Here is a 23,260-nt window from a genome sequence, read left to right on the forward strand (position 1 = left end):
CGGATGCGGATCGGTCCGGTGTGGACGGGATCGGATCGGTTGGGTGGAATCGGCTGGGATGAGGGGGACTTGGATCGGGCGGATGAGATCGGGGCGGTGCGTGCGGAGTTTTGACTGACGTGAGGGGGCAGCGGGGCTCTGGTTGTGGTGCGCAGCGGAGCGGGCTGTGCGGGCGGATCCGTGTGCTGGAGTCCGGGCGGAAATCATCGCGGCAGTGCACACCAGGGGGAGTCAAGATCATGCGATCCACACGCTGGCTGGCCGGGCCGCGGCTGGGCGAGGAGGCCAGGGGCGTGTACGACAAGGTCAGCGAGAAGTCCGCCGGTCAGTGACGGCGTCGTAGACGCGCGGGTTCACCGCACACCCACGGTTCATCGCATGCAGTCCGCGAAGGAGGCCGACAAGACGGTCACGACGAAGGACGCGCCGGCCGGCCAGGGCGTCAGCGACCGGCAGCCGGCGCCCGTCCGGGCAACGGCCCAGAAGACGCCGTACCACGAGAACGCGGCCCCGGTCGGCAAGGTCTTCTTCGACTCCCCCGACGGCCCGGCCGTCTGCTCCGGCACGGTCATCAAGGACGTCAACCATCCGGGCAGGTCCAACCTGGTGTGGTTGGCCGGCCACTGCGTGCACGCCGGTGGCAGCGGCGGCTGGTACCGCAACATCGTCTTCGTCCCGGCCTGCAACGACCTCGGCAAGTCCGAGGCGGAGCTGAGCAACACCGGCGCCTCGGAGGTCGCCCCGTACGGCAACTGGTGGGCCGACTGGGCCTCGACCTCGAACGAGTGGATCCGGGACGGCTCGGACACCGGCGGTGACGGGGCGGCGTACGACTACGCCGTGCTGCAGGTGAAGCCGGAGCAGGGCGCAAGTCCCTGGAGGAGACCGTCGGCGCGGCGCTGGACGTGGACTTCTCCGGCCCGTCCGCGACCGAGGCCGGGAAGATGGGCGCGTGGGGGCTACCCGGCCGCGCCGCCCTACAACGGCCTGAAGATGTTCAGGCCCGCCCCCTGCGACAACAGAGGGCGGGCCTTTCCGCTGTGGGTCGTCAGGCGACCGGTGTGCGGGCCGTCAGGCGACCGGTGCCGGCACGTACGGCGCGAGCTCGGCCGCCAGTTCCTCGTGCACCCGCACCTTGAGCAGGGTGCCCTCCGCGGTGTGCTCCTCGGAGATCACCTCGCCATGGTCGTGTGCACGGGCGACCAGCTTGCCGTGCGTGTACGGCACGAGCGCCTCGATCTCGACCGATGGGTGCGGCAGTTCGTTGTCGATCAGCGCGAGCAGTTCGTCGATACCCCGACCGGTGCGGGCCGAGACCGCGATGGAGCGCTTCTCGATCCGCAGCAGTCGCTGAAGTGTCAGCGGGTCGGTCGCGTCGGCCTTGTTGATCACGACGATCTCGGGTACGTCGGTGGCGCCGACGTCCCTGATCACCTCGCGCACGGCGGCAAGCTGCTCCTCCGGGTTCGGGTGCGAACCGTCCACCACGTGAAGGATCATGTCGGAGTCGCCGACCTCCTCCATCGTGGAGCGGAACGCCTCGACCAGGTGGTGGGGCAGGTGGCGGACAAAGCCGACCGTGTCGGCCAGCGTGTACAGCCGTCCGCTCGGGGTCTCGGCCCGGCGCACGGTCGGGTCGAGGGTCGCGAACAGGGCGTTCTCCACCAGGACGCCCGCTCCGGTGAGGCGGTTGAGCAGCGAGGACTTGCCGGCGTTGGTGTAGCCTGCGATGGCGACCGAGGGCACCTTGTGGCGACGGCGCTCCTGACGCTGGATGTCGCGGCCGGCCTTCATATCCGCGATCTGCCGGCGCATCTTCGCCATCTTCTCGCGGATCCGGCGCCGGTCCGTCTCGATCTTGGTCTCACCGGGACCACGCGTGGCGAGGCCGCCGCTGCCGCCGCCCATCTGCCGGGACAGCGACTGACCCCAGCCTCGCAGCCTCGGCAGCATGTACTGCATCTGCGCGAGCGCGACCTGCGCCTTGCCCTCCCGGGACTTGGCGTGCTGGGCGAAGATGTCCAGGATCAGGGCCGTACGGTCGATGACCTTGACCTTGACGACGTCCTCGAGGTGGATCAGCTGGCCCGGGCTGAGCTCACCGTCGCAGATGACGGTGTCCGCGCCCGTTTCGCGCACGACGTCCCGCAGCTCCTCGGCCTTGCCGGAACCGATGTACGTCGCCGCGTCGGGCTTGTCGCGGCGCTGGATCACGCCGTCGAGAACGAGCGCGCCGGCCGTCTCCGCGAGGGCGGCGAGCTCGGCGAGGGAGTTCTCCGCGTCCTGCACGGTTCCCGAGGTCCACACCCCGACGAGCACGACCCGCTCCAGGCGGAGCTGGCGGTACTCGACCTCGGTGATGTCCTCGAGCTCGGTGGAGAGGCCCGCCACGCGGCGCAGAGCCGCGCGCTCGGAGCGGTCGAGCTGGTCGCCGTCCCACTCTCCGTCGATCTCGTGGCTCCAGGCGACGTCCTCTTCCATCAGGGCATCGGCCCGAAGACCTTCGGGATCGGCGTGCGCGAAGCGCTTGGTGTCCTGGGAAGGGGAAGAAGAGGAGGTCATTGGATCCTTACGTTGTTGGGAAACCGTTGTGCGGCGACGGAGTGGAGCTGAGCCGGGCGGCGAGGCCTGTCCGTCATTGCTCTCAACGCACGAACACCCCGGGAGATTCCCGTGTCCCGTGCTGCGCCGACCCGAAGATGGTCGCACGGCACGGCCCGTCTCGTCACCGTTTTATTGCCGGGCACCGGTCACAGTCCGGGCGCCGGTCACCGCGCGCGGCCCGGCACCGTACAGCCTGACCCGCTACCGCGCGGGCGCCTTCTTGGGCGCTACGGACTTCCACTCCGGGTGGCCGGGCATCGGCGGGGTCTTCGAGCCGTACAGCCATGCCTGGAAGAACCCCGTCAGGTCGCGACCGGAGATGTCGGAGGCGAGCCGGACGAAGTCCTCCGTGGTCGCGGTGCCGTCCCGGTGCCGGGCCACCCAGGCCCGCTCCAGGCGTTCGAAGGCGGGGCGGCCGATCTCCTCGCGCAGGGCGTACAGCACGAGCGCGGCGCCGTCGTAGACGTTCGGCCGGAAGATGCCGGTTTTCCGGCCGGGCTCGGGTGCCTTGGGCGCCGCGGGCGGTCCGCCGGCCGCGCGCCAGCGGTCGGAAGCGCCGTACGCGGCCTTCATGCGCTTCGCCATCGGCTTGTCCTCCTTCTCCTCCGCGTACAGGGCCTCGTACCAGGTGGCGTGGCCTTCGCTGAGCCACAGGTCGGACCAGGTGCGCGGGCTGACGCTGTTGCCGAACCACTGGTGGGCCAGCTCGTGGATCATGATCGACTCGACGTACCATCGGGGGTACGCGGGCTCGGTGAAGAACTCTCTCTCGAAGAGAGAGAGCGTCTGTGTCTCCAGTTCGAAGCCGGTGGAGGCGTCGGCCATGAGCAGGCCGTACGTCTCGAAGGGGTAGCGCCCGACCTTGCTCTCCATCCAGGCGATCTGGTCGGGGGTCTTCCTCAGCCAGGGTTCGAGCGCAGCGCGGTGCTTGGTGGGGACGACGTCACGCACGGGGAGTCCGTGCGGGCCGGTGCGGCGCAGGACCGTGGAGCGGCCGATGGACACCTGGGCGAGTTCGGTGGCCATGGGGTGCTGGGTGCGGTACGTCCAGGTGGTCGCCGCGCCGGTCTTTTCCATGCCGGCCGGCAGACCGTTGGCGACGGCCGTGTAGCCGTCCGGCGCGGTGACGCTGATGGTGAACATCGCCTTGTCTGAGGGGTGGTCGTTGCACGGGAACACCAGATGGGCGGCGTCGGCCTGGTTGGCCATGGCCAGGCCGTCCGCCGTGCGCACCCACCCGCCCTCCCGGCCTTTCGCGGACACGGGGTCACTGGTGTGCCGCACCGTGATCCGTGTCCAGCTGCCCTCCGGCAGCGGCACCTCCGGCGTGACCACCAGGTCCTCGCCGGCGCTGCTGAACGCGGCGCGCTCGCCGTCGACCTCGACTGAGTCGACGGCGCCATGGGCGAAGTCCAGGTTGACGCGATCCAGCGGGGTCGTCGTCCAGGCGTCGATCGTGGTGACGGCCTGGAGGGGCTTGCGGTTGCTGCCGGGATAGGTGAAGGAGATGTCGTACGACGCCACGTCGTATCCCGGATTGCCCAGGTGCGGGAAGAGGCGGTCACCGACGCCCAGCGGGACCGCGGGCCCACCGGCGGCGACGAGGCAGAGGGTGACCGCCGAGGAGAGCAGCGCCGTCGCCTTCAGCCGGCGGGGGGTTCTGGGGCGGGGGGTGAGCAGCATGCCCCACGGCTATCAGCGCGCTCGTTCGGGACGGCGACGACGCGCGATCGGCCCACCCGAACGGGTACGGCGGGCGGGCGAGACGGAGGGATGCCCGGCCGGTGACGAGCGCGGCCGGCGCACAAGGCTCTTCCCCACGCCCAGCGCACGAGGCTCGATCCACGCGCTCGGCACACAGGGCTCACCTCACCACCCCGCGCACACCGTGACGCCCGAGGCCCCACCCCCATGCGCCCGGCGGGCGCCATGCCCGAGGCCGCTCAGGCTTCCGGCAGCGCTGTCTGGGTCTGCGGCTGCGCCCGAGTCACGTCGTACACGCCCGGCACATTGCGCATGGCGCGCATCAGATTGGGGAGGTGCGCCGCGTCGGGGAGCTCGACGGTGTAGGTGTGGCGTACCTGCTGCTGGGTCGGGGGTTCGACCGTCGCGGAGACGATCTCGGCGCCCTCCAGGGCCATGGCTTCCGTGAGGTCGGCCAGCAGATGAGGGCGGACGAACGATTCGGCGACCAGCGTGACCCGGCACTCGGCGGTGTCGCCCCAGCGCACGCCGACCTCCGCGCGCCCCGTGCTCGTCATGCGCGCCACAGCGGCGCACTCGACGCGGTGGACGGTGACCACTCCCCCGCGCACCGCGAAGCCGGTGACGTCGTCGGGCGGCACGGGCGTGCAGCAGCCGGCGAGCCGTACGGTCGCGCCGGGCCGGTCGACGACCACGGCGTCCGCCCCGGCAGGACGTGCGCCCGGGCCGTCCACGGCGGGCCGGGCGGACGCGGGCGACGCCTCGGCACCGCGTGCGGCGGCGGCCACGGCCTCGTCCTGGACGTCGGCCGGGGACTGCGCGGCGTCCTGCGAGGGGTGCGTGGCCAGCCAGCGCTGGATGGCGATCCGGGCGGCCGGCGTGTGCGCGTGCTCCAGCCACTCCCTGGAGGGCTCGGACGCCGGGTCCTGCCCCATCAGGAGCTGGACGGTGTCGCCGTCATTCAGGACTGTGCTCAGCGTCGCGAGGCGGCCGTTGACGCGGGCGCCGATGCACGCGTGCGCGTCCTCGCCGTACTGGGCGTAGGCGGCGTCCACGCAGGTGGCGCCCTCGGGCAGGCCGAGCGTGCCGCCGTGGGGCCGGAAGACGGTGATCTCGCGGTCCTGGGCGAGGTCCTCGCGCAGGGTGGACCAGAACGTGTCGGGGTCGGGTGCGGCCCGCTGCCAGTCGAGGAGGCGGGAGAGCCAGCCGGGGCGGGTGGGGTCGGCGCGTTCGCCGTCGGCCGGGTCGTCGGGCGCGGGCGCGTACGGGTTGCCGAGGGCGACGACGCCGGCCTCGGCGACCTTGTGCATCTGGTGGGTGCGGATGAGGACTTCGACGACCTGGCCGTCCATGGGGGTACCCCCGGGCGAGTCGGTTCGAGCCTGGGGGAGGGCGACGGCGGTGTGCAGCGACTGGTACAGGTTGAACTTGGGTACGGCGATGAAGTCCTTGAACTCCGAGACGACGGGCGTCATACAAGTGTGCAGCTCACCCAGTACGGCGTAACAGTCGGCGTCCTCGTTGACCAGCACCAGCAGCCGGCCGAAGTCGGCGCCACGCAGCCGGCCACGCTTGCGGGAGACGCGGTGCACGGAGACGAAGTGGCGGGGCCGGATGAGGACTTCGGCCGGGATGCCGGCGTCGCGCAGGACGGTGCGCATCTCGTCGGCGAGCTCGGCGAGCGGGTCGTCCGCGCGGCCGGCGTTCCGGACGATCAACTCCCGTGTGTGCGCGTACTCCTCGGGGTGCGTGATCGCGAAGACGAGGTCTTCCAGCTCGGTCTTGAGCGCCTGGACGCCGAGCCGTTCGGCGAGCGGGATGAGGACGTCCCGGGTCACTCTGGCGATGCGCTGCTGTTTCTCGGGGCGCATGACGCCGAGGGTGCGCATGTTGTGCAGCCGGTCGGCGAGTTTGATCGACATCACGCGGACGTCGTTGCCGGTGGCGACGAGCATCTTGCGGAAGGTCTCGGGCTCGGCGGCGGCTCCGTAGTCGACCTTTTCCAGCTTGGTCACGCCGTCGACGAGGTAGCGCACCTCCTCGCCGAACTGCTCGCCGACCTGGTCCAGCGTAACGTCGGTGTCCTCGACGGTGTCGTGGAGCAGGGAGGCCGTCAAGGTGGTGGTCTCCGCGCCGAGTTCGGCGAGGATCAGAGTCACGGCGAGGGGGTGCGTGATGTACGGCTCGCCGCTCTTGCGCGTCTGGCCGCGGTGCGAGGACTCGGCCAGGACGTAGGCGCGGCGCAGCGGTTCGAGGTCGGCGTCGGGGTGGTGGGCGCGGTGGGCCTCGACGACGTGGCTGATGGCGTCGGGCAGCCGGTGGCGGGCGGCGGGGCCGAGCAGCGCGGCGCGGCCCAGGCGGCGCAGGTCGATGCGGGGGCGGGACTTTCTGCGGGGCGCCGTCGGCGTCACAGGCGCTGAGCCTGTCACCGGGCCTGGGGTCGCAGGGTTCGTGGCCTCCGCATTCATGGGCACCTCCGGCTGCGTGGACCGGCGGACGGGGTGCCCCAGGGCGGACACGGCTCAGGGGATGGCATCGGTCCCCCGCCCGGGCCGGTGCTTGATGCTATCGAGCCCACCACGCCCAGCTGACCGCCTCTCAGCGAGCGTGAAACGGATCACCCATTCGAGCGACGGTCCGGCGGTTTACGGTTTCGGATCCGCTGACGTGCGACGGACCGCGCACGGGGACGCCGCGCATGGGGTGCGGAGGAACGCCGGGTGACCTGAGAGACGGGTGCGAAGGTGGGCAAGATCACGCCCGGTCTCCCGTCGACAGATGGTGACTGCCCGCCAAGTAGCCGGCCTCGGCCGCAGTCGCGTGCCACGGCTCACACACCGTCAGCCCAGCTGCTGCGCGGTCACGCTCTCCGGGCCGCCGCCTCCTTCAGCCACTCCCCGTCGATCTCGCCCTCGGCGACGATCACCGCGGGGCCGGTCATCTCGATCTCGCCGTCGGGGTGTTCGGTGATCACCAGCGTGCCGCCCGGTACGTCCACGGTGTACGTCGCCGGGGTGCCGGTGGCCGCCGGGTCGAAGCCGTCGCGGCGGGCCGTGGCCACGGCGACCGCGCACGCGCCCGTGCCGCACGACCGCGTCTCGCCGGCGCCGCGCTCGTGCACGCGCAGGGCGACGTGCCGGGGGCCGCGGTCGACGACGAACTCCACGTTCACGCCGTCCGGGTAGGCGGAGGCCGGGCTGAACGGCGGCGGGGAGAACAGGTCGCCGGCGTGTGCGAGGTCGGACACGAAGGCCACGGCGTGCGGGTTGCCCATGTTCACGTTCCGCGCGGGCCAGCTGCGCTCGCCGACGCCGACCGTGACGTCCCCTTCGGGGAGCCGGGCCCTGCCCATGCCGACGGTGACATCACCCGCGGCGGAGCCGCTGTCCGACACGGTCTTGGCGATGTGCACGGTCTTCACACCCCCGCGCGTGGCGACCGCGAGGTCACCCTCGCCGACGTACCCGGCGCGCTGGAGGTAGCGCGCGAACACGCGCACGCCGTTGCCGCACATCTCCGCGACCGAGCCGTCGCCGTTGCGGTAGTCCATGAACCACTCCGCCTCGGCCGCCATGTGCCGGGCCTCGGGGTGCGCGGCGGACCGCACGACGTGCAGCAGGCCGTCACCGCCGATGCCCGCGCGGCGGTCGCACAGGGCGGCGACGGCGGCCGGGGGCAGGTCGATGGCGTTCTCGGGGTCCGGGACGATCACGAAGTCGTTCTCGGTGCCGTGTCCCTTGAGGAAGGCGATCCGCGTGCTCATTCCTCGATCGTACGGGGTGGGTACGACATCCCGACGTGTGTGTGGAGGCCGGCGTCCCCACGCGCGCGTGGGGATCAGCGCAGCCGGGCCACGCGCCAGACGGCCAGGAAGACCACCGCGGCGACCACCACGACGTACGCCAGCACCACCCGCCAGTCCGGGCGGCGCCCGGAGCCCCGCTGCGGCAGTCCGGGCCAGGTGTAGCCGACCCGGCGGGCGGCCATCATGCCCCAGCCGGCCGCGCACGAGCTGATCAGCAGCCCCAGCATGGCGATCACGGCTCCGCTGTCGCCGAAGTCGAAGGCCAGCGGGAAGGCGAACATCAGGGAGCCGATCGCGGCCAGGCTCACGATGGGCGCGAGCTGCCAGATCCGGAGCCGGCGCTGCGGCCGCAGCTCGACCTCGACCTCGTCGCCGCCCGTGTACATCTCGTCCGGCTCAGGGCCGTCGCCTGTGACACCGTCCGGCGTCTCGTCGGGCCCGTCGGGGCTCAGACGGGCGCCGTCCTGTTCGCGTTCACCCTGGTCAGTGGTGACGTGCTCGGTGCCTTGTGCGGTGTCGCGAGGGCCGGCCTCCATCGCCACGCGCCCTCCCAACTAGGACTCCACTTGGTCGATCGAAGCTCGATGATGGCACGGCCCCGGAGGCCCGGATGACGGCCGGGGCGTCCCGATGCCATGACGTGATCAGGCTGTAACCGGTCGTTCGACCAACGACAGCGCGACCTGCGGAAGCTCTGTGACATCCGCCGCAGCCCCACTCAGCCAGTGCACCCGCGGATCGCGTCTGAACCACGAATCCTGACGGCGCGCGAAGCGCTTGGTGGCGCGTACGGTTTCGGCCCGCGCCTCCTGCAGCGTGCTCTCCCCGGCGAGCGCCGCGAGCACCTGCTGATAGCCGAGCGCACGCGAGGCCGTACGTCCCTCGCGCAACCCCTGCGCCTCCAGTGCGCGCACCTCGTCCACCAGGCCCGCCTCCCACATCCGGTCGACCCGGCGCGCGATCCGCTCGTCGAGTTCGGGACGGGACACGTCGACACCGATCTGGAGGGTGTCGTAGACGGAGTCGTGACCGGGCAGGTTGGCCGTGAACGGCCTGCCGGTGATCTCGATGACTTCCAGGGCCCGGACGATACGGCGGCCGTTGCTGGGCAGGATGGCCCGCGCGGCCCCCGGATCGGCGGCGGCCAGGCGTGCGTGCAGCGCCCCGGAGCCGCGCAGCGTGAGCTCCGCCTCCAGCCGGGCCCGGACCTCGGGGTCGGTGCCGGGGAACTCCAGGTTGTCGACGGCGCCGCGGACGTACAGTCCGGAGCCACCGACCAGGATCGGCCAGCGCCCGTCGGCAAGCAGTGCGTCGATCCGGTCCCGGGCGAGCCGTTGGTACTCGGCGACGGACGCGGTGACGGTCACGTCCCAGATGTCCAGCAGGTGGTGCGGGATGCCGCCGCGCTCCTCGGGCGTCAGCTTGGCGGTGCCGATGTCCATCCCTCGGTAGAGCTGCATGGAGTCGGCGTTGACGACCTCGCCTCCGAGTTGCTGGGCCAGGAAGACGCCCAGATCGGACTTTCCGGCCGCGGTCGGTCCGACGACGGCGATGACGAGGGGGGCGGGGGGTGCACTGCTCACCGACCCAGTCTCGCAAACCTCGCACCCCGCTCTCGAACGAGTTACGTGACACCCCGCACCCGGCGTCGTTGCCCGTTGCGAGATTCCCGCTGCCGGATCACTGGAGGCGGCGCCCCGGCCTGCGCAAACGGACGCACCGGGCAAGGCGGGAATTCGTCCGCACGAGTAACATATGGAGCCGATATGGGCGTTATTGCACGACTTCTCGGGAGGTCGAAGGCCACGGAGGAGGCGCGCGCCGCCGAGAACCGGAGGGACGCGGAGTCAGCCGGGCCGGAGGCGGATGAGACGGCGGAGGCGAAGGGAACGGCCCAAAGCTCGGAGGCGGCGGAGCCCGCGGCCGAGGAAGCCGGTGAGGACGCCACGGCTGCCAAGGACGCCAAGGACGGTTCCAAGAGCACCGACGGCGCCGACGGCAACGGCGTCGAGATCCCCAAGCAGCAGTCCGCCGGGGAGGCGGCCGACAGCGAGGCCGGCGAGGGCGCCCGCACGTAAACTGCCCGCGAGGGAAGGTGAACCATGGGTTTCCTGGACAATTTGAAGGCCAAGCTGGCCCCGGCCAAGGGCAAGGTCTCGGACCTCGCGCAGCAGCACGGTGGCAAGGTCCAGCACGGTCTCGACCGGGCCGCGAAGACGGTCGACGAGAAGACCAAGGGCAAGTACAGCGACAGGATCCAGACGGGCACGGGCAAGGCCAAGGAGGCCATGGACCGACTCGCGCACAAGGGCGACTCCGGAACGGACACGGGCGGCGGCACCCCGCCGACCCCACCACCGCCGGCTTCCTGACCGGCACGACGGCGGACGGCCGCGGGACACGACAGCTCCCGGCCGTCCGCCGTTTCCATGCCCGTACGGCCTCTGCAACCGGCGCCCGTACGACGTCTGCGACCGACCGGGCCCCGTGGCCGCTACGACCAGGTCGCGACGATGTACCCCACGCCGTACGGCGCGTCCTCGTACAGCAGCGCGCCGGTGAGGTGCGTGCCCTCGGACGCGCCCGCCAGGATCTGCCAGGGAACCCGGCCCGACACCTTGAGTTCGCGTGCCAGGTCGGCGTCGATCGCCCTGAGCGCGGCCGTGTCCGCCTCGCCCAGCGCACGCGCAACCTGCTCGTCGAAGGGTGCCGCCCGCTCGTCGAGGTAGCCCGGGGCCTTGAGCGTGCGGCACGCGCTGGCGTCGCCCATCACCAGCAACGCGACCCGCTCGACCCGTCCGGCGAGTTCCCTTCCTATATCGATACACCGCTCGACGGCGATCGGTTCCCCCACGGCGAGTCCCTCGATCGGGGCATCGGACCATCCGGCCCGCTCCAGCAGCCAGGCGGCCACGGCGAGCGCGTACGGCAGCTCGCGCCCGGTCTCCGCGCCGCCCTGGTCCGGACCCAGCCGTACGTCGGCATCGACGCCGAACCCGCGGAACGTCCCCGGCGTGCCCTCCGGGTACGCCTCGGGCTCCGCCCGCTCGCCCGGTCCGACCACCACGAGCCGGCCCGGACGGGCGGCGGTGAGCACGCGCAGTGCGTCCGTGCACGCGGCGCGCGCGGTGTCCAGCTCGGGCGCGGCGCCCGCGGCGACCGCGGGCACGAGCAACGGCGGACAGGGGCAGACGGCGGCGGCGACAAGCATGATCGGCAGGGTAACCCGCCGCCGAGCAGCGGCGGGGCACCGTACGGGCCTCGGCCCTCGATCAGCACGTCACGCCGGATGGCGGGCAGGCTGTGGCGCACTTGGGCGGCTTCTTCGGTATGGCAGACCCTCAGTCGCAGCCGCAGCCGCTGCCCGTGGCGACCGGCAGCGGCTCCGGCGCGCCGATCTTCGGCAGGCCCAGCATCACACCCGTCGGCTTGGCCGCCCTCTCCGCATTGCGCTTCTCCCAGGCGTCACCCGCGCGCGTGCGGCGGACGTCCAGGACGGAGCCTTCGGCGAGGAGGTGGTGCGGGGCGGCGTACGTGACCTCGACCGTCACCACGTCGCCGGGGCGGACCTCCTGCTGCGGCTTGGTGAAGTGCACCAGGCGGTTGTCGGGGGCGCGGCCGGAGAGGCGGTGGGTGGTGTCGTCCTTGCGGCCCTCGCCCTCGGCGGCCATCAGCTCCAGGGTGCGGCCGACCTGCCTCTTGTTCTCTTCCCAGGAGATCTCCTCCTGGAGCGCGACGAGACGCTCGTAGCGCTCCTGAACGACCCTCTTGGGGATCTGGTCGTCCATCTCGGCGGCCGGGGTCCCCGGGCGCTTGGAGTACTGGAAGGTGAACGCCTGCGCGAAGCGGGCCTCGCGCACGACGTGCAGGGTCTGCTCGAAGTCCGCCTCGGTCTCGCCGGGGAAGCCCACGATGATGTCGGTGGTGATCGCCGCGTGCGGAATGGCGGCCCGGACCTTCTCGATGATCCCGAGGTAGCGCTCCTGGCGGTAGGAGCGGCGCATCGCCTTCAGGACCGTGTCCGAGCCGGACTGCAGCGGCATGTGCAGCTGCGGCATCACGTTCGGCGTCTCGGCCATCGCCGCGATGACGTCGTCGGTGAAGTCGCGCGGGTGCGGGGAGGTGAAGCGGACCCGCTCCAGGCCCTCGATCTTCCCGCAGGCCCGCAGCAGCTTGCTGAAGGCCTCGCGGTCGCCGATGTCGGAGCCGTACGCGTTGACGTTCTGCCCGAGCAGCGTGATCTCGCTGACGCCCTCGGCGACCAGGGCCTCGACCTCGGCCAGGATGTCGCCGGGGCGGCGGTCCTTCTCCTTGCCACGCAGCGCCGGGACGATGCAGAAGGTGCAGGTGTTGTTGCAGCCGACGGAGATGGAGACCCAGGCCGCGTACGCGCTCTCGCGGCGGGTCGGCAGCGTCGACGGGAACGCCTCAAGTGACTCGGCGATCTCGACCTGCGCCTCCTCCTGCACGCGCGCGCGTTCCAGCAGGACCGGCAGCTTGCCGATGTTGTGCGTACCGAAGACGACGTCCACCCAGGGCGCCTTCTTCACGATCGTGTCGCGGTCCTTCTGCGCCAGGCAGCCGCCGACCGCGATCTGCATGCCGGGGCGCTTCGCCTTCTTCGGGGCGAGGTGACCGAGGTTGCCGTACAGCTTGTTGTCGGCGTTCTCGCGGACCGCGCAGGTGTTGAAGACGACGACGTCCGCGTCGCCGTCCGAACCCTCGGGGGCGCGCACATAGCCCGCGCCCTCCAGCAGCCCGGCCAATCGCTCGGAGTCGTGGACGTTCATCTGGCACCCGTAGGTGCGTACCTCATACGTGCGCGTGCCGCCCACTGCTTGGCTCCGGTCGATGGTGGTCATGCCCCAAGGGTAGGCGGTGCGTCGGACACTCCGGTCCGCGCAGCCGTAGCCGCGCGGGTGCGCGCGAGCGGGTCGTCGCTCACGTGCACACGCGCGCGTGCACCACGTCCGGGCCGCCGGTGCCACTCAAGGGGTGGCCCCTGTCAGGCGGACGGCGCGCCCGAGAGGACGTCCACCCGGCCGGTGTCGAGCGAGTAGTAGGCGCTGATCACGCCCAGGTCGCCCTTCCGCACCAGCGGGGAGAGGTCCGCGTTGGACCGCAGGTCGGCGGCGGTCTGCTTGACGTGGACGCGGGTCATGGCGTCGACCGGGTCGGCGTGCTTCTGATTGGCGATCTCCCGGTAGGCGGGGCGCAGGGCCTCGGCAATGGACTGGAGGTTGCCGGGCAGTGGCTTGTTGTCCTTCAGCGCCTTGTGCGCGGCCTTGACCGCGCCGCAGCGCTGGTGCCCGAGCACGACGATCAGCGGGGTGCCCGCCGTCAGGGGCCCGTATTCCGCGGAACCGACGACCACCGGTGACACCACCTGACCGCCGGTGCGCATCACGAACAGGTCGCCGAGTCCGGTGTCGAACAACAGCTCCGGCGGCACCCGGGAGTCGATGCAGGAGAGGATCACGCCGTAGGGCTTCTGCTCCTGGGAGACGAACTGACGCCGGACCGGGTCCCGGTCAGGGTGCTGGAGCTTCCCGGCGACCCAGCGCTTGTTGCCGTCCATCAGCCGGGCGAACGCCTCCCAGGGCGAGTCCGGCCGCAGGCCGGCCGAGGGTGCGGGCGTCGTCGCCGCCGCGGCGGGCTGCGCATTACCGGTGGCCGTGCCGCCCTTGCTGTCCGACTTCGTCGAGCAGGCGGTGAGCATGGCCGCGGTGGCCGCCAGCCCTCCTGTGAGGAGAGCCCTGCGCTGTGGTCGTCCGGCACTACCCATGATGATGTGCCCCTTCCGGTGTTGTGCGCCGATTTGCCCCCTGCGTTCGAGGGCGTCCGTTGTCCCAGGTGGGAACCGGTGATGCCACTGTTGCGAGAGGCCGGTTAGCGCCCGTACAAGGCTGAGGAAGCGCAGGAGAAGCGCTCACCCAATTCACATGACGTCACGGACAGTTGCAGTGGGTGACGACCGTTCGGGAAGGCGGACTGGGCGGACTGGGAGGGCGGGGCTGCTGCCGCTCGGTGCGAGTGAGGAGTTCGTCGCGACCGGCGCCGAGAGCCGCAAACCGCCGTCCCGCGCACCCCGACTCCCGGTCCAAGCCCCCGCAGCCAACGGCTCGCCCTGTGAAGACACCATGCCCCACAGCTCGCCCCGTGAAGGCACCCGACATCCGGACCCGCGCAGGCCGCCGTACGGCCGACATCCCGCCCCCGGCCTCCCTCACGCTCCCTCACCGCCCCTGGTCAGCCGGCATGCCGGCTGGCAGGATCGCGCGCATGTTCAACGTCGTGTCCCGTATCGGCAGGCGCCGTGCACTGGAGTGCTCGGCCGCCGGTGTCGTCGTGCTCGGGTTGCTGCTGTGGTGGCTGCTGCCCCTGGGGGAGGATCCGCCGGGCGGGACGATCACGTTGAGCACGGGGACGCGTGCCGGGGTCTACCAGGAGTACGGCGTACTGCTGCGCGACGCGCTCGACAAGGACATGCCCGACCTGAAGGTGACGCTGCTCTCCAGCGACGGGTCCCAGGAGAACGTGCGGCGCGTGGCGACCGGGCAGGCCGACTTCGCGATCGCCGCGGCCGACGCCGTGGAGACGTACAAGCTGCTCGGCAGCCCGGGCGCCGAGCAGCTGCGCGGTGTCGCCCGCCTCTACGACGACTATGTGCAGCTTGTCGTCCCGACCGACTCGGACATCCGCTCCGTCGCGGACCTGAAGGGCAAGCGCGTGGCCATAGGGTCCCCCAAGTCGGGCGTACGGCTGATCGCCAACCGGCTGCTCAAGGTGGCCGGCATCGACCCGGAGAAGGACATCAAGCCCTCCTCGGCCGGCATCGACGTCGGTCCCGAGCAGCTGGGGCACGGTCTGGACGCGTTCTTCTGGTCGGGCGGGCTGCCGACGGACGGGCTGAAGACATTCACCGAGCAGGCCAAGCTGAGGTTCGTGCCGATCGGCACGGACCTCGTCGCCAAGCTGCACGCCCAGGGCGGCGCCACCCGCTACTACCGCGCCACCAAGATGCCCGAGTCGGCCTACCCCACCATCCAGGACGCGCCCGTCCCGACGATGGCGGTGTCCAACCTGCTGATCACACGGGCGGACATGGAGCCCCGGCTCACCGAGTGGCTGACCCGGACCGTGATAAGGAGCCGCGACGGCATCGGCGCCCACGTCCACTCCGCCCAGCTCGTCGACGTACGCACCGCGATCTACACGGATCCGCTGACCCTGCACGACGGCGCACGACGCTACTACCGGTCCGTCAAGCCATAGGACCTCACGGGCGGCGCCGAGGGCAGTGTCACGCCCCCGACCTGGGCACCGACACCGTCACCTTCAGCCCGTGCGGCTCGTGGCGACCGTACGCGATGGAGCCGCCGCCCGCGGCGAGCAGGGCGCGGGTGATGGACAGGCCGAGGCCGGAGCCCTTGATGTTCTGGTGCCGGCCGCTGCGCCAGAAGCGGTCGCCGATGCGGGCGAGTTCCTCGTCGGTGAGGCCGGGACCGCGGTCGGCGACGACGACGGTGGAGGTGTCGCCGTCGGCGGCGACGGTCACCGTCACGGTCTCGTCCTTCGGCGTGAACTTGACCGCGTTGTCGATGACCGCGTCCAGGGCGCTGGACAGCGCGACCGGGTCGGCCCAGGCGGTGGTGGGCGGGCAGTCCCCCTTCAGTCGTACGCCCTTGGCCTCGGCCGTGGGCGACCATGCGGCGACGCGCTCGGCGGTCAGCGCGCCGATGTCGGTGAGCCGGAGGTCGGCCTCGGTGTGCTCGGCCAGGGCCAGGTCGAGCAGGTCGTCCAGGACCTGGGCCAGGCGCTTGCCCTCGGCCTGGACGGAGGCAATCTCCTCGTTGCCCTCGGACAGTTCGAGGGCGAGCAGCTCGATGCGCAGCAGCAGCGCCGAGAGCGGGTTGCGCAGCTGGTGCGAGGCGTCGGCGACGAAGGCGCGCTGCTGCTCCAGCACGTCCTCGACGTTGTCCGCCATCTCGTTGAACGACCGGGACAGGCGCCTGAGTTCCGGTGGTCCGCTCGCAACGGCGACCCGGGACTTCAGGCGGCCGCTCGCGATCTCGTGCGTGGTGGTGTCCAGGACGCGTACGGGCCTGAGGACCCAGCCGGTCAGCCGCAGCGCGGCGCCGACGGCGAGCAGCATCGCGGCGATCTCGCCCGCGCCGATGACCAGCCAGCCGTGCAGGGTGCGCGAGCGCATCTGCCCGGTGGGCGAGTCGGTGACGACGACCGCGACGACGTCGCCGTCCCGGATCACCGGCGAGGCGACGACGAGGCGGCTGCGCTGCCAGGGCCACACCTGCTTCGGGTCGTGGCTGCGGCGGCTGAGCAGGGCCTCGTCGAAGGCCTCGCGGACTTCGCCCGTCTGCTGGAGGAAGAAGGTCGTCGGCGCATGGGCCATGACCGTACGGTTGCGGTAGAAGACCCCGGCCTGGATGCCGTAGACCTCGTAGTAGCTGGTGAGTTCGGCGCTGAGCATCTTCAGGCGTTCGTCCGTGGCCGAGGGCGAGTCCTCGACGAACTGGGCGAGGGCGGCGAAGCGCGCCGTGTCGTCGATCCGGTCGACGACGACGTTCTGCTGCTGGGCACCGGCCACGCTGGCGGCGAGCGGGATGCCGAGCGCGAGCAGCACGGCCGCCATCAGGACGATGAGCAGCGGGAGGAGTCGTGTGTGCACCCGGACCCGCTACGACCCGGGGGCGACGAGCCGGTAGCCGACGCCGCGTACGGTCTCGATGAGCGCCGGCATGCGCAGCTTGGCGCGCAGGGACGCCACGTGCACCTCGAGAGTGCGCCCGGTCCCCTCCCAGCTGGTGCGCCACACCTCACTGATGATCTGCTCGCGGCGGAAGACGACGCCGGGTCGCTGGGCGAGCAGGGCGAGGAGGTCGAACTCCTTGCGGGTGAGTTGGATGGTCGAACCGTCCACACTGACCCGGCGGGTGGGCAGTTCGATGTGTACGGGGCCGAGGCGCAGCTCGGTGTCGGCGCCGCCCTGGCCGTCCTCGTGGGCGGTGCGCCGGCTGACGGCGTGGATCCGGGCGAGCAGTTCCCCGGTGTCGTACGGCTTGACCACGTAGTCGTCCGCGCCGAGGTTGAGGCCGTGGATGCGCGAGCGTACGTCGGAGCGGGCGGTGACCATGATCACCGGCGTGCTGGAGCGTTTGCGGATCTTGCCGCACACCTCGTATCCGTCCTGGTCGGGCAGGCCCAGGTCGAGGAGGACGACACCGAAGCCGTTACCCTCGGGGACGAGTGCTTGGAGGGCCTCCTCACCGCTGCGCGCGTGCGTGACGTCGAAGCCGTGCCGCGCCAGGACCGCCGACAGGGCGGCGGCGACGTGGTTGTCGTCCTCGACGAGCAGCAGTCTCATCCGGGCCCCCTCCGGTTCATCGGCCGTACAATCTGGATTTGTACAAAAACGTGTGCACGCCCCGCGCGTGCACCTTGTGCAGTCACGCTGATGGATGAGGACGGCGTCAAGAGGGTTCCGGTTGTGCGCCGCTTCCGTTACCCGGCCGATATGAGCCCTGCTCACAAGTGCTACGACACGTGTCCGATTGCTACCGGATCGTGATGCTCAGATTACCCTCAGATGTAATGACGCAGGTCGTAGAGGGTTACTACTGTCCTCCGAAACCGAGGAGGACGGAGCCAGAGAGCGATGACCGAAGTATCGGTGGCCAAGGAAGACGTGGCCGCGACCGGCGAACTGGTCGTCCTGAAGAGCGTCAACAAGCACTTCGGCGCGTTGCACGTGCTCCAGGACATCGATCTGACGATCGCCCGCGGTGAGGTCGTCGTGGTCATCGGGCCCTCCGGGTCCGGTAAGTCCACGCTGTGCCGCACCATCAATCGTCTGGAGACGATCGACTCGGGCGCGATCGCGATCGACGGCCGGCCACTGCCCCACGAAGGCAAGGAACTGGCCCGGCTGCGTGCCGACGTCGGGATGGTCTTCCAGTCCTTCAACCTGTTCGCGCACAAGACGGTGCTCGAAAACGTGACCCTGGGCCAGGTCAAGGTGCGCAAGGCCGACAAGAAGAAGGCCGAGGAGAAGGCGTGCGAGCTGCTCGACCGGGTCGGCGTGGCCAACCAGGCGGACAAGTACCCCGCGCAGCTCTCCGGCGGCCAGCAGCAGCGCGTCGCCATCGCGCGGGCTCTGGCGATGGACCCGAAGGTCATGCTCTTCGACGAGCCGACCTCGGCCCTCGACCCGGAGATGATCAACGAGGTCCTGGAGGTCATGCAGCAACTCGCCCGCGACGGCATGACCATGATCGTCGTCACCCATGAGATGGGCTTCGCACGATCGGCCGCAAACCGCGTGGTTTTCATGGCGGACGGCCGCATCGTCGAGGAGGCTGCGCCCGACCAGTTCTTCAGCAATCCGCGCAGCGACCGCGCCAAGGACTTCCTGTCGAAGATCCTGCACCACTGACGGCGCACGTCGCGCCCGCGACGATCTGCGTCACCCGCAACAACGGCTCTCTCTTCACCGGCAAAGGATGTTCACCATGAAGCTCCGTAAGGTCACCGCCGCCGCGGCCGCCGCCCTCGTTCTCTCCGTGACCGCCACAGCCTGTGGCGGCGACAACGGCGGTGGCAACAACACCGGCTCGGGCTCCGGCGGTGGCGACAAGATCAAGATTGGCATCAAGTACGACCAGCCCGGTCTCGGCCTGAAGGAGCCGGACGGATCCTTCACCGGCTTCGACGTGGACGTGGCGACGTACGTGGCCAAGGAACTGGGCTACGAGCCGAACCAAATCGAGTGGGTCGAGACCCAGAGCGCCGACCGTGAGAACGCGCTCGCCCGTGGCGACGTGAAGTTCATCGCGGCCACCTACTCGATCACCGACGAGCGCAAGCAGAAGGTCGACTTCGCCGGCCCGTACCTGCTGGCCCACCAGGACCTGCTGGTCAAGGCGGACTCCGACATCAAGGAGGGCACCGACCTCAACGGCAAGAAGCTCTGCTCGGTGACCGGCTCGACCTCGGCGCAGAACGTCAAGAACGAGATCGCGCCGAAGGCTCAGTTGCAGGAGCTTGGCGGTTACTCGGAGTGCATCGCGGGTCTGCAGAGCGGCGCTCTCGACGCCGTGACCACGGACGACGCGATCCTCGCAGGCTTCGCGGCGCAGGACCAGTACAAGGGGCAGTTCAAGCTTGCCGGACTCAAGCTGAGCAACGAGAACTACGGCATCGGTGTCAAGAAGGGCGACACCGCGACCGTGAACAAGATCAACGACGCGCTGGAGAAGATGGTCAGCGACAAGTCCTGGGACAAGGCCGTCAAGGACAACTTCGGCCCGGCCAACTACAAGTACGAGCCCGCGCCGAAGATCGGTCAGATCGTCAAGTAACGCGGGACTCCGCAGACGCGCCGCCGCCCACCGCTTCTCTGGCGGCGGCGCGCCACGTCCGCCACGTATGCCACACACCCGGAAGCGCGGGAGATCGTGTTCGACTTTCTTTCTGACTATGACAACCCGACCCTGCTGGGCGCCTTCTGGGTCACGGTGCAGCTCACCGCCTTCTCGGCCATCGGCTCCCTGATCTGGGGCACTCTGCTGGCGGCCATGAGGGTCAGCCCGGTTCCGCTGATGCGCGGGTTCGGCACTGCCTACGTGAACATCGTCCGGAACATCCCCCTGACCGTCATCATCGTCTTCACCTCGCTCGGCCTCGCCAACATCTTCGGCGTGACGATGGGCGCGCCCGACGACTTCAAGGCCAAGGCCTTCCGCCTGGCGGTCCTCGGCCTCGTCGCCTACACCGCGGCCTTCGTCTGCGAGGCGATCCGCTCCGGCATCAACACGGTGCCCGTCGGACAGGCCGAGGCGGCCCGCGCCATCGGGCTGAGCTTCAGCCAGGTTCTGCGGCTCATCGTGCTGCCGCAGGCGTTCCGTTCGGTCATCGGGCCGCTGGCCAGCGTACTGATCGCGCTGACCAAGAACACGACCGTGGCGGCCGCGATCGGCGTGGCGGAGGCCGCCCTCCTGATGAAGGAAATGATCGAGAACGAGGCACAGACGCTGCTCATCGGCGGGATCTTCGCCTTCGGGTTCGTGGTACTGACCCTGCCCACCGGCCTCATCCTCGGCTGGCTGAGCAAGCGACTGGCGGTGAAGCGATGACGTCCGTTCTCTACGACGCCCCGGGCCCGAAGGCCAAGCGGCGCAACCTGCTGTTCTCGGTGGTCTTCTTCGTCCTGCTCGCCCTGCTGCTGTGGTGGATCTGGCAGACGATGGACGACAAGGGCCAGCTGCAGTGGTCCCTGTGGGAGCCGTTCACCACCTCCGAGGCCTGGACGACGTATCTACTGCCGGGCCTCGTCAACACCCTGAAGGCCGCAGCGCTGGCGATGGTCATCGCCCTGCCGCTGGGCGCGATCTTCGGCATCGCTCGCCTGTCCGACCACCGGTGGGTCAGGGTCCCGGCCGGCGCGGTGGTCGAGTTCTTCCGAGCGATTCCGGTCCTGCTCCTGATGCTGTTCGCCAACGAGGTTTACGTCCGCTCCACGGGCATCCCGAGCGATGAGCGACCCCTGTACGCGGTCGTCACCGGCCTGGTGCTCTACAACGCCTCGGTCCTCGCCGAAATCGTACGCGCCGGCATCCTCTCCCTGCCCAAGGGCCAGTCGGAAGCCGCGTTCGCCGTCGGCCTGCGCAAGGGCCAGACGATGACGAGCATCCTGCTGCCGCAAGCCGTCACCGCCATGCTGCCGGCCATCGTCAGCCAGCTGGTCGTCATCGTGAAGGACACCGCGCTGGGGGGCGTGATGCTCGGGTTCACCGAGTTGCTCAACGCTCGCCAGACACTCGCGGCCAACTACGCGAACGTCATCCCCAGCTTCATCATGGTGGCGGTCATCTACATCATCCTGAACTTCATCCTCACCTCCTTCGCCTCCTGGCTGGAGGGCAGGCTGCGGCGCAGCAAGCGGAGCACCGGGGCCGTCGTCGGTGCCGATGAGGTCGAGGACCTCAATGCGGCTGAGGTCGGGGGCTCGTACGGGACCAGCGCCAGCGCGTGATGAAGCCTTCGTCACTGTCCGGGAGTTGATGCGAGGTGCCTGCATGACTGTGGCCCGCCTAGTAGCGGCGGGCCACAGTCATGTGCAGTCACGAAAGGTCATCAGCCGACCGGCTTGATGCTCTTGCTCCCCGTACGGTCCAAGGGTTCCAGGTGGATGGTCAGTGTGACGGACGCCTTCATGTCTCCTATGGGAGTCAGCAGGACGGACTTGTTGCAGCCCTCCACGTCCTGCTCGACCGTATCGACGCTGCTTCCCCACTTGACCGCTGCACGGGCCTTCCAGATCGCGCAGCCCGCGTAAGTGACGCGAATGGAGTGCTTACGCAGATTCGGGAGCGAGGTGCTGCGGTACTGCTTGTCCGTGTACTTGTGGGACTTCATTCCCCGAGACATTTATCTGGCCACTCGCATTCGAAGGTAGACCTCGGAAGTTTTCGGCGCTTGCCGACGGCGCCATGAGACCGGCTCCGTAAGCGTCTTTCGCTTCATCGTTGTTTACGTTCCTCTCTCATGCCGGGTAGTTGCCCCGTTCCCACCGCCACGAGTGCTGGTAAGAATCGGATACCGCAACATAGGTGAGGGTTCCCTGCACCCAGAAGGACTTGCACTTGCTTTTACTCGGCAGCGACCGGTTGATAGTGCCGGCGCGGGTTGACACTCATCCAGTTTCGATGGCGACCGACACTCCATCGCGCTTCATGTGTTCTCCGTTTCCTTCGGCGACCCGGCGTTCACACCCTCCCATCCCGTGCAACTGCGGGAGACCCCCACAAGGTGTGGGCGCAAGGGGCCCTCCCTCGATCGGAGGAGGGCGTCGCGTGGCATGACCACTCGGCAACTAGCGAGCCGAAGCGCCCGAAAAACTCGCCAAGTTCCAACTAAAGGGTGCTGAGATTACTCAGCCTGGGTTGCTCTGCAATCCTGCACGGAAGTCAGCGTTGCTGCCGAAGCAACGGCAGACAAGTCGCTACATGCACTCAGATAACTCGCCCCGACACCGTACTCGCCTTTCTGCCCAGCGTCGGTGAATCCATTCTCCTCCTAAATATCCTCCACCAGCACCGAGCACCGCCCGCGACCCTTATGCTCACCGACGACCTGAACAAGAGGGATGCACGACGCCTTTTCCTCCATGGCGCGTCCGGGCTACTGAGACACCAGGGGACAAGTAACCCGCTGGTAGCTAATGGGCTTGCTGGCGGTGGTCTTCTTCGGCTGTCGGGGCAGGGTCTTCTCGCGGTCGAGGTGGCCGTACACCGTGGAGCGGGGGACGCCGAACATGTCGGCGATCTGCTGGACGGTCTTCTCCCGCTCGTCGTGGAGCCGCTGGGCGAGCGCGGCCTGGTCCGGGGTGAGCTTGGGCCGGCGCCCGCCGACGCGGCCGCAGGCTCGCGCGGCGGCGAGCCCGTCGTTGGTGTTCGCCACGATCAGCTCGCGCTGCAGCTCGGCGAGCACGGACAGCATCCCGAACATCGCCCGGCCCTCCATGGTGGAGGTGTCGATGCCCTGCTCGATGACGTGCAGCTCGATGCCGCGCTCGCGCAGGTCAGCGCCGAGGGTGACCAGGTGCAGTACGGAGCGGGAGAGCCGGTCGAGCCGGGTGACCTTGAGCGTGTCGCCCTCGCGCAGCAGCTCGAGGACGAGATCGAGCTTCGGGCGCGATGCCTTCGCGCCGCTGGCGGTGTCGACGTGGATGTTCTCGCGGTCGACGCCAGCCCGGATCAGGGCGTCGATCTGATGATCGGGGTTCTGGTCGGCGGTGGAGGCGCGTAGCCGATGAGCATGTGTCGGAATCTACCGGCCGGATCGTTCATCGACGTTGATTTCCGGCACGAGATGTCGACGCTGCCGACCTGGGGTCCCAGTAGTTCCCGCCGAAAAAACAACGCTAAGGGGTCCTTTCAGAAAGCCGGATGCTGCGGGCGAGGGTCATGCAGTGAGGTCTTCTCGGCAACGTAACGGTTGCGGTGTGTGACGGGGTGCGGGTGCCCGCTCGCGGCCTAGGTCCAATGCCGTGTAGTTAGGGCTTGCCGATTAATAACTCGCTGTCTTGATCTCCGGTGGGTGGGTGAGTCCTGCCGCGCTGGCGAGGGC

General features: G+C 69.7%; 20 protein-coding genes and 1 pseudogene. 8 read left to right on the forward strand and 13 right to left on the reverse strand.

Annotated features, from left to right (window positions below; genetic code table 11):
• Positions 1 to 375 precede the first annotated feature (375 nt).
• Positions 376 to 1,002 (forward strand): annotated as a pseudogene (locus H8R17_RS47470) (trypsin-like serine peptidase); the annotation flags it as partial.
• A 69-nt stretch (positions 1,003 to 1,071) separates the two neighbouring features.
• Here the strand turns inward: H8R17_RS47470 and hflX are convergent.
• The 6 genes from hflX to miaA form a co-directional block, all read right to left on the reverse strand.
• Positions 1,072 to 2,562, reverse strand: a complete 1,491-nt coding sequence (gene hflX, locus H8R17_RS27950) for a GTPase HflX (protein WP_187825993.1) — start codon at positions 2,560 to 2,562, stop codon at positions 1,072 to 1,074.
• Between the two features lie 243 nt (positions 2,563 to 2,805).
• Complete coding sequence (locus H8R17_RS27955; RefSeq protein ID WP_187825994.1) at positions 2,806 to 4,287, reverse strand: M1 family metallopeptidase; 1,482 nt, start codon at positions 4,285 to 4,287, stop codon at positions 2,806 to 2,808.
• A 260-nt stretch (positions 4,288 to 4,547) separates the two neighbouring features.
• The gene (locus H8R17_RS27960; RefSeq protein WP_187825995.1) at positions 4,548 to 6,776 is read right to left on the reverse strand and encodes a bifunctional (p)ppGpp synthetase/guanosine-3',5'-bis(diphosphate) 3'-pyrophosphohydrolase; all 2,229 of its coding nucleotides are present in this window, start codon (positions 6,774 to 6,776) and stop codon (positions 4,548 to 4,550) included.
• A 392-nt stretch (positions 6,777 to 7,168) separates the two neighbouring features.
• Positions 7,169 to 8,071, reverse strand: coding sequence for a diaminopimelate epimerase (gene dapF / locus H8R17_RS27965; protein WP_187825996.1), 903 nt, complete (start codon positions 8,069 to 8,071; stop codon positions 7,169 to 7,171).
• Between the two features lie 74 nt (positions 8,072 to 8,145).
• Positions 8,146 to 8,649, reverse strand: a complete 504-nt coding sequence (locus tag H8R17_RS27970) for a hypothetical protein (RefSeq protein WP_187826012.1) — start codon at positions 8,647 to 8,649, stop codon at positions 8,146 to 8,148.
• A 108-nt stretch (positions 8,650 to 8,757) separates the two neighbouring features.
• Positions 8,758 to 9,696 (reverse strand): tRNA (adenosine(37)-N6)-dimethylallyltransferase MiaA, encoded by a 939-nt coding sequence (gene miaA, locus H8R17_RS27975; protein ID WP_187825997.1) that lies wholly within the window; start codon positions 9,694 to 9,696, stop codon positions 8,758 to 8,760.
• Between the two features lie 183 nt (positions 9,697 to 9,879).
• On the opposite strand from miaA, the gene H8R17_RS27980 reads away from it, so the two are divergent.
• The gene (locus H8R17_RS27980; RefSeq protein ID WP_187825998.1) at positions 9,880 to 10,191 is read left to right on the forward strand and encodes a hypothetical protein; all 312 of its coding nucleotides are present in this window, start codon (positions 9,880 to 9,882) and stop codon (positions 10,189 to 10,191) included.
• 24 nt (positions 10,192 to 10,215) lie between these two features.
• Positions 10,216 to 10,485 carry an antitoxin gene (locus H8R17_RS27985; protein ID WP_187825999.1) on the forward strand — a complete coding sequence of 90 codons (270 nt, stop codon included), beginning with the start codon at positions 10,216 to 10,218 and terminating at the stop codon, positions 10,483 to 10,485.
• A gap of 122 nt (positions 10,486 to 10,607) precedes the next feature.
• Here H8R17_RS27985 and H8R17_RS27990 read toward each other — a convergent pair whose 3' ends face one another.
• The 3 genes from H8R17_RS27990 to H8R17_RS28000 all read right to left on the reverse strand — a co-directional run bounded on the left by H8R17_RS27990 (position 10,608) and on the right by H8R17_RS28000 (position 13,898).
• Positions 10,608 to 11,324: a class III extradiol dioxygenase subunit B-like domain-containing protein gene (locus tag H8R17_RS27990; protein ID WP_187826000.1), complete on the reverse strand. Its 717-nt coding sequence runs from the start codon at positions 11,322 to 11,324 to the stop codon at positions 10,608 to 10,610.
• Between the two features lie 130 nt (positions 11,325 to 11,454).
• A complete protein-coding gene (gene miaB, locus H8R17_RS27995; protein WP_187826001.1) occupies positions 11,455 to 12,975 on the reverse strand; it encodes a tRNA (N6-isopentenyl adenosine(37)-C2)-methylthiotransferase MiaB in 1,521 nt (506 codons plus the stop codon).
• Positions 12,976 to 13,118: 143 nt separating this feature from the next.
• Entirely contained in the window at positions 13,119 to 13,898 is a 780-nt protein-coding gene (locus H8R17_RS28000) for a carbonic anhydrase (RefSeq protein WP_187826002.1), read from the reverse strand.
• A 497-nt stretch (positions 13,899 to 14,395) separates the two neighbouring features.
• Between H8R17_RS28000 and H8R17_RS28005 the strand changes: the two genes are divergently transcribed.
• Positions 14,396 to 15,388: a TAXI family TRAP transporter solute-binding subunit gene (locus tag H8R17_RS28005; protein ID WP_187826003.1), complete on the forward strand. Its 993-nt coding sequence runs from the start codon at positions 14,396 to 14,398 to the stop codon at positions 15,386 to 15,388.
• A gap of 28 nt (positions 15,389 to 15,416) precedes the next feature.
• On the opposite strand, the gene H8R17_RS28010 is transcribed toward H8R17_RS28005, so the two are convergent.
• Both H8R17_RS28010 and H8R17_RS28015 read right to left on the reverse strand, forming a co-directional pair.
• The gene (locus H8R17_RS28010; protein WP_187826004.1) at positions 15,417 to 16,802 is read right to left on the reverse strand and encodes an ATP-binding protein; all 1,386 of its coding nucleotides are present in this window, start codon (positions 16,800 to 16,802) and stop codon (positions 15,417 to 15,419) included.
• A 9-nt stretch (positions 16,803 to 16,811) separates the two neighbouring features.
• The gene (locus H8R17_RS28015; protein ID WP_187826005.1) at positions 16,812 to 17,498 is read right to left on the reverse strand and encodes a response regulator transcription factor; all 687 of its coding nucleotides are present in this window, start codon (positions 17,496 to 17,498) and stop codon (positions 16,812 to 16,814) included.
• Between the two features lie 291 nt (positions 17,499 to 17,789).
• On the opposite strand from H8R17_RS28015, the gene H8R17_RS28020 reads away from it, so the two are divergent.
• The 4 genes from H8R17_RS28020 to H8R17_RS28035 all read left to right on the forward strand — a co-directional run bounded on the left by H8R17_RS28020 (position 17,790) and on the right by H8R17_RS28035 (position 21,164).
• The gene (locus H8R17_RS28020) at positions 17,790 to 18,566 is read left to right on the forward strand and encodes an amino acid ABC transporter ATP-binding protein (RefSeq protein ID WP_187826006.1); all 777 of its coding nucleotides are present in this window, start codon (positions 17,790 to 17,792) and stop codon (positions 18,564 to 18,566) included.
• Positions 18,567 to 18,642: 76 nt separating this feature from the next.
• Positions 18,643 to 19,491: a glutamate ABC transporter substrate-binding protein gene (locus tag H8R17_RS28025; RefSeq protein ID WP_187826007.1), complete on the forward strand. Its 849-nt coding sequence runs from the start codon at positions 18,643 to 18,645 to the stop codon at positions 19,489 to 19,491.
• Positions 19,492 to 19,587: 96 nt separating this feature from the next.
• Entirely contained in the window at positions 19,588 to 20,265 is a 678-nt protein-coding gene (locus tag H8R17_RS28030) for an amino acid ABC transporter permease (protein ID WP_187826008.1), read from the forward strand.
• The gene (locus H8R17_RS28035) at positions 20,262 to 21,164 is read left to right on the forward strand and encodes an amino acid ABC transporter permease (protein WP_187826009.1); all 903 of its coding nucleotides are present in this window, start codon (positions 20,262 to 20,264) and stop codon (positions 21,162 to 21,164) included. Before H8R17_RS28030 ends, H8R17_RS28035 begins: the two co-directional genes overlap by 4 nt.
• A 101-nt stretch (positions 21,165 to 21,265) precedes the next feature.
• Here H8R17_RS28035 and H8R17_RS28040 read toward each other — a convergent pair whose 3' ends face one another.
• Positions 21,266 to 21,547, reverse strand: a complete 282-nt coding sequence (locus H8R17_RS28040; RefSeq protein WP_187826010.1) for a hypothetical protein — start codon at positions 21,545 to 21,547, stop codon at positions 21,266 to 21,268.
• A gap of 765 nt (positions 21,548 to 22,312) precedes the next feature.
• A complete protein-coding gene (locus H8R17_RS28045) occupies positions 22,313 to 22,960 on the reverse strand; it encodes a recombinase family protein (RefSeq protein ID WP_187826013.1) in 648 nt (215 codons plus the stop codon).
• Positions 22,961 to 23,260 lie beyond the last annotated feature (300 nt).

Source organism: Streptomyces sp. TRM68367 (assembly GCF_014495685.1).
Taxonomy (GTDB): Bacteria; Actinomycetota; Actinomycetes; order Streptomycetales; family Streptomycetaceae; genus Streptomyces.

What these genes read in the sequence shown, in the direction of transcription:
- H8R17_RS27955 (WP_187825994.1), bottom strand. Translation starts at nt 4,287, where the DNA reads ATGCTGCTCACCCCCCGCCCCAGAACCCCCCGCCGGCTGAAGGCGACG.
- H8R17_RS28025 (WP_187826007.1), top strand. Translation starts at nt 18,643, where the DNA reads ATGAAGCTCCGTAAGGTCACCGCCGCCGCGGCCGCCGCCCTCGTTCTC.
- hflX (WP_187825993.1), bottom strand. Translation starts at nt 2,562, where the DNA reads ATGACCTCCTCTTCTTCCCCTTCCCAGGACACCAAGCGCTTCGCGCAC.
- H8R17_RS27985 (WP_187825999.1), top strand. Translation starts at nt 10,216, where the DNA reads ATGGGTTTCCTGGACAATTTGAAGGCCAAGCTGGCCCCGGCCAAGGGC.
- miaB (WP_187826001.1), bottom strand. Translation starts at nt 12,975, where the DNA reads ATGACCACCATCGACCGGAGCCAAGCAGTGGGCGGCACGCGCACGTAT.
- H8R17_RS28015 (WP_187826005.1), bottom strand. Translation starts at nt 17,498, where the DNA reads ATGAGACTGCTGCTCGTCGAGGACGACAACCACGTCGCCGCCGCCCTG.
- H8R17_RS27980 (WP_187825998.1), top strand. Translation starts at nt 9,880, where the DNA reads ATGGGCGTTATTGCACGACTTCTCGGGAGGTCGAAGGCCACGGAGGAG.
- dapF (WP_187825996.1), bottom strand. Translation starts at nt 8,071, where the DNA reads ATGAGCACGCGGATCGCCTTCCTCAAGGGACACGGCACCGAGAACGAC.
- H8R17_RS27970 (WP_187826012.1), bottom strand. Translation starts at nt 8,649, where the DNA reads ATGGAGGCCGGCCCTCGCGACACCGCACAAGGCACCGAGCACGTCACC.
- H8R17_RS28040 (WP_187826010.1), bottom strand. Translation starts at nt 21,547, where the DNA reads ATGAAGTCCCACAAGTACACGGACAAGCAGTACCGCAGCACCTCGCTC.
- H8R17_RS28035 (WP_187826009.1), top strand. Translation starts at nt 20,262, where the DNA reads ATGACGTCCGTTCTCTACGACGCCCCGGGCCCGAAGGCCAAGCGGCGC.
- H8R17_RS28000 (WP_187826002.1), bottom strand. Translation starts at nt 13,898, where the DNA reads ATGGGTAGTGCCGGACGACCACAGCGCAGGGCTCTCCTCACAGGAGGG.
- H8R17_RS27990 (WP_187826000.1), bottom strand. Translation starts at nt 11,324, where the DNA reads ATGCTTGTCGCCGCCGCCGTCTGCCCCTGTCCGCCGTTGCTCGTGCCC.
- H8R17_RS28005 (WP_187826003.1), top strand. Translation starts at nt 14,396, where the DNA reads ATGTTCAACGTCGTGTCCCGTATCGGCAGGCGCCGTGCACTGGAGTGC.
- H8R17_RS27960 (WP_187825995.1), bottom strand. Translation starts at nt 6,776, where the DNA reads ATGAATGCGGAGGCCACGAACCCTGCGACCCCAGGCCCGGTGACAGGC.
- H8R17_RS28020 (WP_187826006.1), top strand. Translation starts at nt 17,790, where the DNA reads ATGACCGAAGTATCGGTGGCCAAGGAAGACGTGGCCGCGACCGGCGAA.